Genomic DNA, 14,265 nt, shown 5'->3' with positions numbered 1-14,265 from the left:
CCTTACCTGGTTCCGGGGGCGACCCCGGAGCCAGTTCCTCGGGAGGGAAAGACATGCCGAAACGATTTCGTTTAACCCGCCGGTTTCCGGTCGCAATGACCGAAGACGGATACCGCAAGCTTAGGGGGTTCGCCCGCGAAGCAGGCTTGGACGAAGGCGAAGCGCTGTCTTTCCTTTTTGAAAACTTCAACAGCGTCATCGATCAGGACAACCTGACCCACCGACTCCGGGTTTTCAATTCCGAGCTAGAGGCGCGCAAGCGTTGAACCAAAAGCAAACAGAACCCGGAAAACCGCGTATTTTCAACAAGAAGAAACTTGCGCAATAGACCGCAACGTCATTCATGAATGACAGGTTCTTGCTGCTAAAGATACGCGTGAAAAACAGTCGATCAACGCCACGGGAGGGGCGCGACCATGACCATGAAACTATATTGCTTCGGCGCGAGCGGAAATTCCTACAAGGCGGCTCTGGCGCTTGAATTGTCCGGTCTGGATTGGGAGCCGATCGAGGTCGAATTCTTCAAGGGCGAGACACGGACCCCTGAATACCGCGACTACGTCAATGCGATGGGTGAAGCCCCGGTGTTGGTTGATGGTGATTTTCGCACCAGCCAGTCCGGCGCGATTCAGGCATATATCACTGAAAAAACCGGCAAATTCGGCGGCACAACGCATGAAGAGAAATACGAGGTTCTGCGTTGGGTTCTCTGGGACAACCATAAGTTCAGTTCGATGGCGGGTTTGACACGCTTCCTGATGAACTTCCTGCCCGCTGAACACCGCAACGCGGACGTTATTGCATTCAATCAAGGGCGTCTGAAAGCGGCTTATCAAGTTCTTGACGCTCATCTGGATGGCCGCGACTGGATCGTTGGCAACGGTGTGACAAACGCCGATCTCAGTTGCTGCGGATATCTGTATTACCCCGAACCTTTCGGCTTTGACCGCGCCGAATGGCCCAATATCGACAAATGGCTGACGCGGCTGTCTGAACAGCCCGGTTGGCAACCACCCTATGACCTGATGCCCGGCCAAGCACCGGATCGAGCTTAAGGAGAGCTACTGATGACCGAAGCATATATCTATGACGCCCTGCGCACCCCGCGTGGCAAGGGCCGTAAGGATGGCAGTCTGCACGAGGTGACCTCGGTGCGACTGTCCGCCGTGACCCTGAACGCGCTGAAGGAGCGTAACAACCTTGAAGGCCACGCCGTTGAGGACGTGATCTGGGGCAACGCCACTCAGGCAATGGAACAAGGCGGCTGTCTGGCCCGGACTGCTGTTCTGGCGTCGGATCTGGATGAAAGCATCCCCGGCCTGTCGATCAACCGTTTCTGCGCATCGGGCATGGAGGCCGTGAACCTGGCGGCAAACCAGGTCAAAGGCGGTGCTGGCGACGGCTACATCGCCGGTGGCGTGGAAATGATGGGCCGCGTGCCCATGGGTTCCGACGGGGCAGCGATTGCCATTGACCCGACCGTGGCGATGGACACCTATTTCGTGCCGCAGGGGATTTCCTCGGACATCATCGCAACTGAATACGGGTTCAGCCGTGAACAGGCCGACCAGTTGGCGATGGAATCGCAGCGCCGTGCGGCACAAGCCTGGGAAGAAAACCGGTTCGAGAAATCGGTGATCTCGGTCAAGGACCGCAACGGCCTGACCATTCTGGACCGCGACGAATACATGCGCCCCGGCACCGACATGCAGAGCTTGGGCAGCCTGAACCCCGCCTTTCAGATGATGGGTGAGCAGATGCCCGGTTTCGACAAGGTGGCGCTGCTGAAATACCCGCATCTGGAAAAGATCAACCACATCCACCATGCGGGCAACAGCTCGGGCATTGTGGACGGGGCTGCGGCGGTTCTGATCGGCAACAAGGAATTCGGTGAAAAGCGCGGCCTGAAACCCCGCGCGCGCATCAAGGCCACCGCCAAGATTGGTCTGGACCCGACCATCATGCTGACCGGCCCCGTGCCGGTGACACAGAAAATTCTGGCTGACAGCGGCATGGCGATCTCGGACCTCGACCTGTTCGAGGTGAACGAAGCCTTTGCCTCGGTCGTGCTGCGCTTCCAGCAGGCGTTCGATGTCGACCCCGAACTGGTCAACGTCAACGGCGGCTCGATCGCTATGGGTCACCCGCTTGGCGCCACCGGTGCGATCATCATCGGCACCCTGCTGGACGAGTTGGAGCGCCAGGACAAAGAGACTGGTCTGGCAACGCTGTGCGTGGCCTCGGGCATGGGTGCAGCCACCATCATCGAGAGGGTGTAATGCCCAAGCTGGATCTCTCGCGGATCCCGTTTGTGGAGGGGTCGTCCTATCCCGGCAAACTGGCCGAGGCGACCGCAGGTCGTTTCGTTCAGCGACTGGGGGATGCGGGCGGTCTGACCCAATGCGGGGTCAACATCGTGCGGTTGGAACCGGCGGGGATGTCCTCGTTGCGGCACTACCACATGGAGCAGGACGAGTTTGCCATTGTGCTTTCCGGCACCTGCACCCTGATCGACGATGACGGTGAACATGAGATGCAGCCCGGTGACTGTGCGGCCTGGCCCGCAGGTGAGCCCAACGGCCACCACTTTGTGAACAAAACCGACGCGCCTGCGACCTTTCTGGTGGTGGGCACGCGGACCCCGACCGAGACCGCTTACTACAGCGACCTGGACATGATGGTGAAGGACGACGCATATGGCGAATCCTTCACCCGGAAAGACGGCAGCCCCCTGACGGCTGACCAGATAGGAGACGACGGATGACCGAGTTTACCCTGACCAAAGACGCCGATGGCGTCGGTACAATCACCTGGGATGTTCCCGGCAAATCAATGAACGTGATGTCCTTTGACGGGCTGACACAACTGGATGCCTGCATTGATCAGGCGCTGGCTGACGATGAGGTCAAAGGCATAATCATCACTTCGGGCAAAGAGGGATCCTTTGCCGGTGGCATGGACCTGAACCTGCTGGCCGTGATGAAGGAACAGGCGGGTGATGACCCGGCCAAGGGCCTGTTCGAAGGCACGATGAACATGCACAAGCTGCTGCGCAAAATCGAGTTGGCTGGCATGGACCCCAAGACCAAAAAGGGCGGCAAGCCGATTGCGGCCGTTCTGCCCGGAACCGCCGCCGGTATTGGCATGGAACTTCCCCTGTCGACCCATCGCATCTTTGCCGGTGAAAGCCCCAAGGCCAAATACGGCCTGCCGGAAATTATGATCGGCATCTTCCCCGGCGCAGGCGGAACCACACGGATGGTCCGCAAGGTCGGCGCAATGGCTGCGGCTCCGCTGCTGCTGGAAGGCAAGATGTTGGACGCCAAGAAGGCCAAAAGCGCAGGCTATATCGACGAGATCGCAGCAGACCCGATGGCTGCAGCGAAAGAATGGGTTCTGAACGCCAAAGACGCCGATCTGGTCAAGCCGTGGGATGCCAAAGGTTATAAGATGCCCGGTGGCGCTCCGTTCAGCCCGGCTGGTTTCCCGAACTTCGTCGGTGCTGCCGCGATGGTGCATGGCAAGACGCAAGGCGCATTCCCTGCTGCCAAAGCCTTGTTGAGCGCGGTTTACGAAGGTGCGTTAGTTGATTTCGACACCGCGCTGAAGATCGAGGCCCGCTGGTTCACTACCGTACTGATGAACCCCTCTTCCGGCGCGATGATCCGCTCTTTGTTCCTGAACAAAGAGGCGCTGGACAAGGGTGCCGTGCGCCCCGCCGGTATCCCCGATCAGTCGGTCAAGAAGATCGGCGTTCTAGGTGCAGGCATGATGGGGGCCGGTATCGCCTTGGTTTCTGCGCAAGCCGGGATGGAGGTTGTTCTGATCGACCGTGATCAGGCCGCCGCCGACAAGGGCAAGGCCTATACCGAAGCCTATCTGGACAAGGGCATGAAGCGCGGCAAAGTCACCGAGGACAAGAAAGTCGCCATGCTGGGCCAGATCACCGCGACCCCGGATCTGGATCAGCTGAAAGGCTGTGACCTGATCATCGAGGCCGTGTTTGAAGACCCCGCGGTCAAGGCCGACATGACCAAAAAGGTCGAGGCTATTATCCCCGAAGATTGCATCTTTGCGTCGAACACCTCGACCCTGCCGATCACCGATCTGGCCAAGGCAAGCGTGCGGCCCGAGCAGTTCATCGGCATCCACTTCTTCTCGCCGGTCGAGAAGATGTTCCTGGTCGAGATCATCAAAGGCAAGGAAACCGGGGATCGCGCAGTCGCCAAGGCGTTGGACTATGTGCGCCAAATCCGCAAGACGCCGATCGTGGTTAATGACGCGCGGTTCTTCTACTGCAACCGCTGTATCATCCCCTACCTGAACGAAGGTGCCCGCATGGTGACAGAGGGCGTCAGCCCCGTGCTGATCGACAACGCCGCACGCCAATTGGGCTTTCCTGTGGGGCCGATCACGCTCACTGATGAAACCTCGATTGATCTGGGGGCCAAGATTGCTCGCGCGACCAAGGCAGCGATGGGCAATGCCTACCCCGAAAGCCCGGCGGACGATCTGATGTTCTGGATGGAAGAACAGGGCCGTCTGGGGCGGAAGTCTAAATCCGGCTTCTTCGACTATGACGAAAAGGGCAAGCGCCTGGGTTATTGGAAAGGGATGCAAGACAAATACCCGCTGGCCGAGGATCAGCCCGACCTGATCGAGGTTCAAGAACGTCTGATGTTCGCCCAGGTTCTGGAAGCCGTCCGCGCGCTGGAGGAAGGCGTGGTAGAAGATATCCGCGAGGCCGATGTGGGTGCGATCCTGGCATGGGGCTTTGCACCTTGGTCCGGTGGCCCACTTAGCTGGGTAGATATCATTGGTGCCCCCTATGCCGCCGAGCGTTGCGACCAACTATCGGCTAAATATGGCGATCGCTTCGCCTGCCCGCCGCTGCTGCGTGAAATGGCTGAGAAGGGTCAGACCTTCTATGGCCGCTTCGACCCCGAAGCAAAAGCCGCCTAAATTAACAAAGCTGGCGCATGTCCTTATGCGCCAGCTTTTCCATTTTCTCGGAAGCCCGCGCAGACCACCCTGCATGGCTTCAAGTTTCGCCCCCAATTTTATTTGAATTCGTGATCAGTTCGGCGGGTCGAATTGATATCCGAACCTGTCGATATCTTCTGCGCAGGCACTGGCAATAGCGGAGGCTGTTCGGGCTGAGTAGTATTGCCTGTAGCCCTTGGAACGAACTGACGGATTCACACGCCGCAAATCGAACTGAAACCCAAGATGCGCAAACAATGGCGCTGCATCCTGTTCGAAATGTTCCAACCGAATGTAGGCCCTGCAACACTCCTGCCCTTCTGCCGTGGTCATATATTGGCGTGCCGGGTAGTTTTGAAAGGATCGTAGTGTTGCCGGGTGCATAACGAAGTCTTCAAAAGACAGCGCCTTGGCCAGCGAGACTGCGGGATGATCAAAATCCTGATCCTGTAACCAGTGAAAATAGCTGACCATTCGGTCCCATGGGTTACGCACCAGCGTGAAGGTAAACATGTCCTTCAGGTCGTCGGCGGTCAGAACTCCGTCAATATCCGCAAGTGTCGAGTGTTTCCACAGCCGCCCGCGTGCGTTAAGCGACTTGGCCCGTTTGCGACGCCTTTTGGCTTTGGGAGTGTCCCCCAACAGAATGTCGTCTTTCATCGCACGCTGTTCCAGCGCCAGCGCAAGCGATGTCCCCCCCGTTTTGGGAATGTGGACAAAGACACAGCGCCGCCCTCGCGAGATAATCACGCCGCCACCTTTCGCGCCACTTCCCGCGAGGCGCGCCACCCCAACAATGCCCCAGCCGTGGCGATCAGACCAATTCCCACCGTCTGCAACATTCCGATTGTTTGACCGAAGGCGACCCATGCAAAAAGCGGTCCAAAGACCATAACCGAGTATTCAAAGACCGCGACATACGAGGGTTCCCCGATCTGGTATGACTTGATCAACATAAAGACGGCAATCGTGGACCCTCCGGCCTGCAACAGAATCCAAGGCACGGCGGGCGTCATATTAGGCTCCCAGCCTCGGGTCGCGAAGCCCTGCGGCCCGGCGACAGACTCAAGCGGAAACACCGACAGGGCCACAAGCCCGATTGCCCCGGCCACACCCAAAGTGATGACCATGGCCGCCAAAAGCGAGACGGTGCTTTCCTCGGAACAATGGCTGCGGGTGATTATTGCGCTCAGGGCGTAGAACAACCCTCCTGCGACAGGCAGCAAGCTTAGCGTGTCAAACTCATACGGATTCGGCTGCAAGACACACAAGATACCGCAAAACCCAAGGATGACAGCAAATATGCGCCACGGTCCGATGGTCTGCTTCAGCCACAAGGCGGAAATCAAAAGCACGAAGATCGGCGAAGTGAACAATCCGGCCAGCGCCTGCGCAATCGGCATCAGCGCAAGGGAAGAAAAGTAAAACAACATGGCTAGGGTGATCAGAACACTACGCAAAACAACCGGCCCCAGCCGTTTCGGGCGCAGGCTGCCCAGGCCCAGCAGCGACAGCCCGACAATCAATGGTAGCATCAGCAAAGAACGGCTCAGGTGGAACTGCCACAATCCAATCGTTTCAGCCAACAGCACCACCACATTGTCGATCACTCCGATAATTGCCATGGCGCTGATCATCAGCACCGACGCGAGTATTGGTGATGTCTGTGTTTCTGACTGCATCTGCCGCCCTGACACTGATCCCGGACGCGAAATTTTTCCCGCGCGTCGTGATATCCAGCACATTTCCCGATTAACGTGCAACAGGTTTGCGCCATTGGATTTTAGCGTGCTAAACTAAGTTCAAATAATAACGAGCAGACCTCACCTTGATGACGGCCCTGAAACAGTACCAGCGGATCGAAGCCACCGGTCTGTGGCGCCCCTCGCCCGATGTGCAACGGCGCGAGGTCGTAGTTTCAATTGGCGAAGCGACTCTGACAATTTCGGATTTCAATGACCGCGCCCTGACACATTGGTCACTGGCAGCGCTGGAACGTCAAAACCCCGGCAGCTATCCGGCCATTTTCAACCCCGATGGCGACCCGGAAGAAACGCTGGAACTGGCGGAATCCGAAACCACCATGATTGAGGCCATCGACCGCCTGCAACGCGCAATCGACCGTGCGCGACCACATCCGGGGCGGCTGCGATGGCTGAGCGTTGCGGGCGTTGTCGGGGCCGTTCTTGCGCTTTTGCTGCTATGGGTGCCGGCCGCCCTGCAAAACCACGTTGTGTCTGTCGTGCCGGAGATCAAAAGGCAGGACATAGGCGACGCCATCCTGAGCCGGATTGAAAGGGTGTCAGGCCGCGCGTGCGCCTCTGCGGACGCGCAGGAGGCACTGGATCATCTAGCGACGCGGACGGGGGTGCGCAGCGTCGTGATCCTTCCTGCGGGCGTGCAAAGTAGCCTTAGCCTACCCGGAGGGATCATCCTTCTGAACCGCTCATTGGTTGAAGACCACGAAGACCCCTCGGTCGCGGCAGGGTACATCATCGCCGAACGCGCGAGGGCGGCGGCTCAGGATCCTTTGGATGACCTTCTGGACCGAACCGGAGTGCGCTCGGCCTTTCGCCTTCTCACGACTGGAGAACTGACCCCCGATATCGTCGATACGTATACCGAGCAGGTCTTGTCCGAGCCGCGCCCTACCTTGCCGGACGACGACCTGCTTGAGCTTTTCGCGCAAGTCGCTCTTCCCTCGACACCATATGCCTATGCGATGGATGTGACGGGCGAAACCGTTCTGGGCCTGATCGAAGCTGACCCGATGGCAGGACGACCTTTGCAACAGGTGCTGCCGGACCGCGATTGGGTCCGGCTTCAGAACATCTGCGGAGAGTAGACCGCTTATTTGGTTCCGAACATCCGATCCCCGGCGTCGCCAAGGCCCGGCATGATGTAGCCTTTGGAGTTCAGTTCTCGGTCCAGCGAGGCAGTCACGATGTGCACATCGGGGTGCGCCTCTTTCATACGCGCGACGCCCTCAGGGGCAGCCAACAGGCACAAGAACCGGATATCGGTGGCACCAGCCTCTTTCAGCAGGTCGATCGCAGCAGCCGAGCTGTTGCCCGTGGCCAGCATCGGGTCGACAGCGATGACAAGGCGGTCTTTCAAACCTTCGGGCGCTTTGAAATAGTACTGAACAGGTTTCAGCGTTTCTTCATCCCGGTACAGCCCCACAAACCCCACACGGGCCGAGGGGACCAGTTCCAACACACCATCCAGCATCCCGTTGCCAGCCCGCAGAATGGACACAAGCGCCATTTTCTTACCTGCGAGAATCGGGGCGTCCATCTCCTCCATCGGGGTTTCGATGTGCCGGGTGGTCAGAGGCATTTCGCGCGTGATCTCATAGGCCAGCAGCAGTGTAATCTCGCGTAGCAACTGCCGAAAAACGGCGGTCGATGTGCCCTTGTCCCGCATGAGCGTCAGTTTGTGCTGAACCAGCGGGTGGTCGACGACGGTCAGGTGTTCGCTCATGATCTCTCCAGTCTTTTCTTGACCCGCTCACGGGTCTCTTCATCGCAAAAGGCCGCAGTCAGGGCCGTTTCATTCAGGGCTGCAAAATCGTCGGCTGTCCAGCCGAAAGCTTTGGCCAGCATCTCATATTCGCGTCGCATTGTGGTATGGAAAAACGGGGGATCGTCGGTTGAAACCGTGACTTTGACACCTGCGTCGCGCAGATTTGCTATCGGGTGGGCTGCAAACTCGGGGAAAAGCCCCAGAACCACGTTCGAGCCGGGGCAGACCTCAAGCGTTACCTCGCGATCCACCAGTTCGTGTACAAGATCCGGGTCTTCGGACGCGCGAACCCCATGGCCGACACGCTCCACGCCCAGCTCCCGGATGGCGTCCCTGACGCTTTCGGGGCCGCCAAATTCCCCCGCATGTGTGGTCAGGCGCAGCCCGGCCTCGCGTGCGCAATCAAAGGCCCACTTGTAATCCCCCTGCGTGCCGACGGATTCGTTGCCGCCCATTCCAAAGCCGGTGATCCAGTGCCCCGCAGTTTCCGCAGCACACCGGGCGCTGACCTTGGCCTGCTCCGCCCCGAAATGGCGCACACAGGTGACAACACCGCGCAGGGTGATATCGTATTTCCGTTCGGCTTCATCGGCCGCGTCCTGAATGGCATTCAGATAGTCGCGCCAGGCGTGCAGGTCACCGCCGCCACAGAAATCCGGGCTTAGAAATGTTTCCGAATAGACGACCCCGTTCGCCACGCTTTCCTCCAAGATCGCAAGCGTCAGCCGCCGAAAATCCTCGGGCGATTTCAGCACTTCGCAGGCGGCCTCATACACGCTGAGGAAATGCGCGAAGTCCCGGAAATCATAGCTGCCGTCCGGCTTGAAAATTCCACTCAGGTCGATGCGCTTTTCGTGCGCCAGCTGGCGAATAAAGGCAGGCGGGGCCGCGCCTTCGTGATGCAGATGCAGTTCGATCTTTGGCAGGTCTGCTACGGTCATAGAAAACTCCGTCCCGGCCCTTGGGCCGGAATGTTCAAATGGGTCGCAATGCTTGCGGCGATATCAGCGAAATTGACGGCTCCGATTTCACCCGCGCCTAGTCCGGCGATCAGCACCGGCACTTGTTCACGAGTGTGGTCCGTTCCGATCCAGCTTGGATCATTTCCGTGATCTGCGGTCAACAGCGTCATATCTCCGGGGCGCAGGCGCAAAAGAAGGGCGCCGATCTCACGATCAAACCATTCCAACGCACGGGCATAGCCGCTGACGTCCCGGCGGTGGCCAAAAAGGCTGTCGAACTCGACGAAATTGGCGAAGGTCAGACTTCCCTCTTCGGCCTCGTCCACCAGATCGGACAGGTGCCCCATCAGTTCCGCATCCGAGCCCTTGCGCAGCGTATCAATCCCCCGCATCGAGAAGATGTCGCCGATCTTGCCAACCGCATGAACCCGCCGCCCCGCGTCCTGCACCCAATTCGTCAGAACCGGCGCGGGCGGTAGGATGGCAAAGTCCTTGCGATTGGTTGTCCGCGTAAAGCCTGTATCCGGTGAGCCGACGAAAGGACGAGCGATCACACGCCCAACTTTCATTTCGTGCAACCGAGGGGCAAGTGCCCGGCACATGTCCAACAGACGCTCAAGACCAAAACTTTCTTCATGGGCGGCGATCTGAAAGACGCTATCTGCCGACGTATAGCAAATCGGCCAACCGGTTCGCATATGTTCGGCCCCCAATTCCGCGATGATCGCTGTGCCAGAGGCATGGCAATCGCCCAAAATCCCTTCTGTTCCAGCCGCTTGTGCAGCGGCACGGCTCAGATCATTGGGAAAGCTGGGAGTCGTGTCAGGAAAATAGTGCCAGTCCCACGGCACGGGCAGACCTGCCAATTCCCAATGCCCTGACGGTGTATCCTTGCCCCGCGAATGTTCACGCGCGCACCCCCAAAGACCGATTGGTTCGGCCTGCAATCCCGGCGTTTCATCGCCTGAGGCCAGCCGGGTGGCCGCCCCCAACCCCAAAGCGTCTAAATTTGGCACGCGCAGCGGACCAGACCGCCCCTCCTCGGCCCGCCCCTCGGCGCAGGCCTGCGCGATATGGGCCAGCGTGTTTGCCCCGGTATCCGGCATATCACCGTTAAAGAACCGATCCGCGTCCGGTGCCCCGCCAATGCCAACCGAATCCATGACGACCAGAAATGCACGGCTCATGCTGTGATCCTTTCATGCACGATGCCCGGAAGCGACGGGCTTTCAGGGCCAAGACTGATCGCGTGCAAGACCGATTGCGCGGCTTGACGCGCTGCATCCTCACGGGCGGCGTGGATCACAGCCAGGGGCGCGCCCTTGTCAATCTTGTCGCCCAGTCGCACGATATCGGAAATGCCAACAGCCGGGTCGATCACGTCATCCTCGACCTGTCGGCCACCGCCCAGCGCAACAACGGCAAGGCCCAGCGCCTCGCCATCCATTGCCGTTACATATCCGCTGGAAGGTGCTGGAACCTCGAGAATAACGCTGGCTTCGGGCAAGTAACGCGACCAGTTTTCGACAAAGTGCAGTGGCCCACCAACTGCAGCCATCATGCGCCCGAACCGCTCTGCCGCGCGGCCATTGCGGATAACCTCAGAGACCTTGTCGCGCCCTTCATCCAGTGTTGAAACCATCCCGGCATCAACCAGCAGGACACCGCCCAACTCGGCCGAAATCTCGGCCAGAGGCACATTCTGCCCACTGGTCAGAACCTTCATGACCTCACAGATTTCCAAGGCATTTCCCAATGCCGGGGCCAAGGGCTGGTTCATATCCGTAATCACGGCCGACGTCCGGCACCCAGCGGCATTGGCTGTCTCGGTCAATGCCGTGGCCAGATTGCGCGCGTCTTCATGCGTTTTCATGAACGCGCCGCTGCCAACCTTGACGTCCAGTACCAGAGCATCCGGACTGGCCGCCAGTTTCTTGGACAGGATCGACGCTGTAATCAGATCAAGGCTTTCCACTGTCGCAGTAACATCACGGATTGCATAAAGCCGTTTGTCCGCCGGGGCGATCTGCCCCGTCGCGCCAACAATGGCCGCACCTTCATCGCGCAAAATCTGGGCCAGCCGATCCTGCCCGATTTGCGTTGAAACGCCGGGAATTGCTTCCAACTTATCCAGGGTTCCCCCGGTATGGCCCAGCCCACGTCCCGAGATCATCGGAACAAAAGCGCCCAACTCGACCAGCGCCGGGGCCAGCACCAGACTGACGCTGTCGCCCACACCCCCGGTCGAGTGTTTGTCGATCACCGGTCCGTCGACATCCCATATCAGGACCTCGCCGCTGTCGCGCATTGCGACCGTCAGATCAGCCCGCCCCTGCGCACCCAGACCGCCCATGCAGACGGCCATGGCAAAGGCCCCGGCCTGTGCGTCACTAACCCCGCCATCCGCTAGACCCTGTGCAAACCAGTTCAGCTCGGCGGCCGTTGGAACCTCGGACCGGCGCAATTTTGCAATAATCGAGCGGGCATCCATGCGGTCAGACATCCTCCATGTGCGATGCGTCGAACGCGCCGGGTAACAGGTCACCGATCGTTGTCACCAACTCCGCGCCGTCCACGCTGGCCAATGTCACCTTGACGTCGCGCTTGCCGAATTCCGCCAGCTTTTGCCTGCATCCCCCGCAAGGCGGCACAGGCTGAGGGGACGAGGCCACAACATACACTTCGGTCAAGTCCTGTTCGCCCGCGGCGACCATGGCAGCGATCGCTCCGGCTTCGGCACAGGTTCCTTCGGGGTAGGCCACGTTTTCGACATTGCACCCGGCATATACCTGACCCGAGGCCGACCGGATCGCCGCACCGACCTTGAATTTGGAGTAGGGCGCGTATGCGTTTTCCCGAACCGAAAGTGCTGTGTCTTTCAACGTCATGGCGATTCCCCAATTTTTGATCATCTGGTCAGAAACTTACACACTACCGGAAAGCACTCGGGGAATTGAAGCCCCAAGCACAGATTTCCTGAACCAAATCGCTTAGTCCAGTATCGTGTTGAAGACACCCGGCAGCGTGACCTCCAACAGTTCGACGTCCTCTGACGGGTCGGCCAGTCGGGTAAGCATTCCGGGTGGGATGACAAAAGCATCCCCCTGCTCCAGCCGGTACGGATCGCGTCCTTCGCCCTCAAGGGTGACTTGGCCGTTCATGACAAATGTAAAGTGAATATCAGTATCGTGCGTTGCCCAAGCTGGTTCGCCCTGACCCTTGCGTACCACCTGCACCCCGGCCACACCCTTGGTGTTTTCGGCGATCGTTGTATCCCGGCAAACATAGCCCGGCAGCCGGAATGCCCCCCACTCCGCACCCGCGGCCTGGTTAAAGACGAACTTTTGGCCCTGCCATTCCCGATCGGGACGAAGGTCCGGAGTGGGAAGGGTCATGTCGTGATCAATCTCGGTTACATGCTCGGCTGGCACACCGATCTCGATTACCTGCACATTGTCCGACGCTTCGAGCACGCGATGACGGATTTCAGGCGGCTGGATAAAGCAATCGCCCGCCGTCAGGCGCATCTTGTCACCCTGATCCTCATAAACCACGTCCACCCAGCCGTGGATGCAGAAGATTAATTGGAACCCGACCTTGTGGAAATGCACCATGTCTGGCACCGGCCCACCATCCGGTATCCGGATATGGCTGGCGATGATCGACCCGCCCAAACGGTCAGGCACCAGATCGCGGTAATGCATCCCGGCACGTCCGATAATCCACGGCGCCTGATCTTTGAGCCGCCGCACCACAAATGAATGAACGGTATCCGGCATCACCATCGGAGGGTTGAGTTCATCAATCTCAACCCGCGTACCGTTCGGGGCGATCAAAGCGCGCTGACCATCAGCAAATCCGTCAGGATCATCCGTCAGAATACGCAGAGTGCCGGGACTTTCCGGTGCATCTTTTTCAATCCGAAGTCGCAACCCATGACCCGAGAAAACTGCGACACGCGGATCGTCAGCAGGATAGATCATGTCCATCCGCATCCCTAGAACCTTGGTAAAAAAGGGGATGTCGTCGCGCAACTCCTGCGTCGGCAGGCGAATCTCAGCGTGGATCTGGTTGGGGTTCTCGGTCATTTAAGGTCTCTTCGATTTCGGCTTTGGGCCATCCGATCAGAACAGCGGCCAGAATGCCAATCGAAAAGAACATCTCAAGCGTTTCTTCCAACACAAAGAACCGCACCATCATGACACCAGAAAAATCATGCCGGAACATGTACGACACTTCTTCCAGCCCTTGCGCCAAAACCGCAAAGAGCCCCGCCACCACAAACATCACCATAAACGATGCCCGACCGCGCAGCGCGCGCCACCCGTTCGGAATGCCGTGCCGGATCAAACCGAATAGAACAATCAGCCCCAAAACCACGCGAACGGCCGTGATATCAAGAACGGCATCCAGCCCGTTCAAAATCTCGAACGGCAAACTGCCGACGGGGTAGATGTCGGACTCAAGCTCTCGTTCCGCCAAAAGCAGGCAGACAAGACCGATATACATGCGACTTAGGCCCGGGAAACGGTAGAACGCAGCCAATCCAGCAGCAAAAAGCCCCATTGCGGAAACGGTCTCGATCAAACCGCCTTCCTGATTCAGGGTCGATGTCTGCACGGGCCATATAATACCCACGAGCAAAATCACTGCGCCCAATGCGATCGCACCCCAAAACGCAATTCGCTTGGCACCGAAGAGCATCTTTTCTGACGGAAATACACTTTCCGCTTGAAATTCGTCTTTATAGCTCATGAATGACCTTCAGTGCCCCATACGTTCGCGATGTTTTCGC

Annotated in this window: 15 protein-coding genes; 6 read left to right on the top strand and 9 right to left on the bottom strand. The window is 58.7% G+C overall.

Annotation, left to right across the window (positions count from 1 at the left end):
* The first annotated feature begins 53 nt into the window (after positions 1 to 53).
* The 5 genes from GOV88_RS07655 to GOV88_RS07635 all read left to right on the top strand — a co-directional run bounded on the left by GOV88_RS07655 (position 54) and on the right by GOV88_RS07635 (position 4,962).
* Positions 54 to 266, top strand: a complete 213-nt coding sequence (locus tag GOV88_RS07655; protein WP_171121998.1) for a hypothetical protein — start codon at positions 54 to 56, stop codon at positions 264 to 266.
* Between the two features lie 150 nt (positions 267 to 416).
* Complete coding sequence (locus GOV88_RS07650; RefSeq protein WP_171240034.1) at positions 417 to 1,055, top strand: glutathione S-transferase family protein; 639 nt, start codon at positions 417 to 419, stop codon at positions 1,053 to 1,055.
* Positions 1,056 to 1,067: 12 nt separating this feature from the next.
* The gene (locus tag GOV88_RS07645; protein ID WP_171240033.1) at positions 1,068 to 2,279 is read left to right on the top strand and encodes an acetyl-CoA C-acetyltransferase; all 1,212 of its coding nucleotides are present in this window, start codon (positions 1,068 to 1,070) and stop codon (positions 2,277 to 2,279) included.
* Positions 2,279 to 2,764: a cupin domain-containing protein gene (locus GOV88_RS07640; RefSeq protein WP_171240032.1), complete on the top strand. Its 486-nt coding sequence runs from the start codon at positions 2,279 to 2,281 to the stop codon at positions 2,762 to 2,764. Before GOV88_RS07645 ends, GOV88_RS07640 begins: the two co-directional genes overlap by 1 nt.
* On the top strand, positions 2,761 to 4,962 hold the full coding sequence (locus tag GOV88_RS07635) for a 3-hydroxyacyl-CoA dehydrogenase NAD-binding domain-containing protein (protein ID WP_171121994.1): 2,202 nt from the start codon (positions 2,761 to 2,763) through the stop codon (positions 4,960 to 4,962). The genes GOV88_RS07640 and GOV88_RS07635 overlap by 4 nt, the downstream gene beginning before the upstream one ends.
* A gap of 114 nt (positions 4,963 to 5,076) precedes the next feature.
* On the opposite strand, the gene GOV88_RS07630 is transcribed toward GOV88_RS07635, so the two are convergent.
* Complete coding sequence (locus tag GOV88_RS07630) at positions 5,077 to 5,733, bottom strand: sulfotransferase family 2 domain-containing protein (protein WP_171240031.1); 657 nt, start codon at positions 5,731 to 5,733, stop codon at positions 5,077 to 5,079.
* On the bottom strand, positions 5,730 to 6,665 hold the full coding sequence (locus tag GOV88_RS07625; protein ID WP_171121992.1) for a DMT family transporter: 936 nt from the start codon (positions 6,663 to 6,665) through the stop codon (positions 5,730 to 5,732). Before GOV88_RS07625 ends, GOV88_RS07630 begins: the two co-directional genes overlap by 4 nt.
* Before the next feature lie 149 nt (positions 6,666 to 6,814).
* On the opposite strand from GOV88_RS07625, the gene GOV88_RS07620 reads away from it, so the two are divergent.
* Positions 6,815 to 7,828: a hypothetical protein gene (locus GOV88_RS07620; protein ID WP_171121991.1), complete on the top strand. Its 1,014-nt coding sequence runs from the start codon at positions 6,815 to 6,817 to the stop codon at positions 7,826 to 7,828.
* A gap of 5 nt (positions 7,829 to 7,833) precedes the next feature.
* On the opposite strand, the gene upp is transcribed toward GOV88_RS07620, so the two are convergent.
* The 7 genes from upp to GOV88_RS07585 all read right to left on the bottom strand — a co-directional run bounded on the left by upp (position 7,834) and on the right by GOV88_RS07585 (position 14,225).
* Positions 7,834 to 8,466, bottom strand: a complete 633-nt coding sequence (upp, locus tag GOV88_RS07615; protein ID WP_171125460.1) for a uracil phosphoribosyltransferase — start codon at positions 8,464 to 8,466, stop codon at positions 7,834 to 7,836.
* Positions 8,463 to 9,449 (bottom strand): adenosine deaminase, encoded by a 987-nt coding sequence (locus GOV88_RS07610; RefSeq protein ID WP_171240030.1) that lies wholly within the window; start codon positions 9,447 to 9,449, stop codon positions 8,463 to 8,465. The genes upp and GOV88_RS07610 overlap by 4 nt, the downstream gene beginning before the upstream one ends.
* Positions 9,446 to 10,657, bottom strand: a complete 1,212-nt coding sequence (locus tag GOV88_RS07605; RefSeq protein ID WP_171240029.1) for a phosphopentomutase — start codon at positions 10,655 to 10,657, stop codon at positions 9,446 to 9,448. Before GOV88_RS07605 ends, GOV88_RS07610 begins: the two co-directional genes overlap by 4 nt.
* Positions 10,654 to 11,961, bottom strand: coding sequence for a thymidine phosphorylase (locus GOV88_RS07600; protein WP_171240103.1), 1,308 nt, complete (start codon positions 11,959 to 11,961; stop codon positions 10,654 to 10,656). Before GOV88_RS07600 ends, GOV88_RS07605 begins: the two co-directional genes overlap by 4 nt.
* A gap of 4 nt (positions 11,962 to 11,965) precedes the next feature.
* On the bottom strand, positions 11,966 to 12,358 hold the full coding sequence (locus tag GOV88_RS07595; RefSeq protein WP_171240028.1) for a cytidine deaminase: 393 nt from the start codon (positions 12,356 to 12,358) through the stop codon (positions 11,966 to 11,968).
* Positions 12,359 to 12,460: 102 nt separating this feature from the next.
* Entirely contained in the window at positions 12,461 to 13,558 is a 1,098-nt protein-coding gene (locus tag GOV88_RS07590) for a cupin domain-containing protein (RefSeq protein ID WP_171240027.1), read from the bottom strand.
* Complete coding sequence (locus GOV88_RS07585; protein ID WP_171121985.1) at positions 13,527 to 14,225, bottom strand: hypothetical protein; 699 nt, start codon at positions 14,223 to 14,225, stop codon at positions 13,527 to 13,529. The genes GOV88_RS07590 and GOV88_RS07585 overlap by 32 nt, the downstream gene beginning before the upstream one ends.
* Positions 14,226 to 14,265: the final 40 nt, after the last annotated feature.

The sequence above is a fragment of the Ruegeria sp. HKCCA5491 genome, assembly GCF_013034565.1.
Classification (GTDB): Bacteria; Pseudomonadota; Alphaproteobacteria; order Rhodobacterales; family Rhodobacteraceae; genus Ruegeria.
This window is presented reverse-complemented; position numbering and strand designations above follow the sequence as displayed.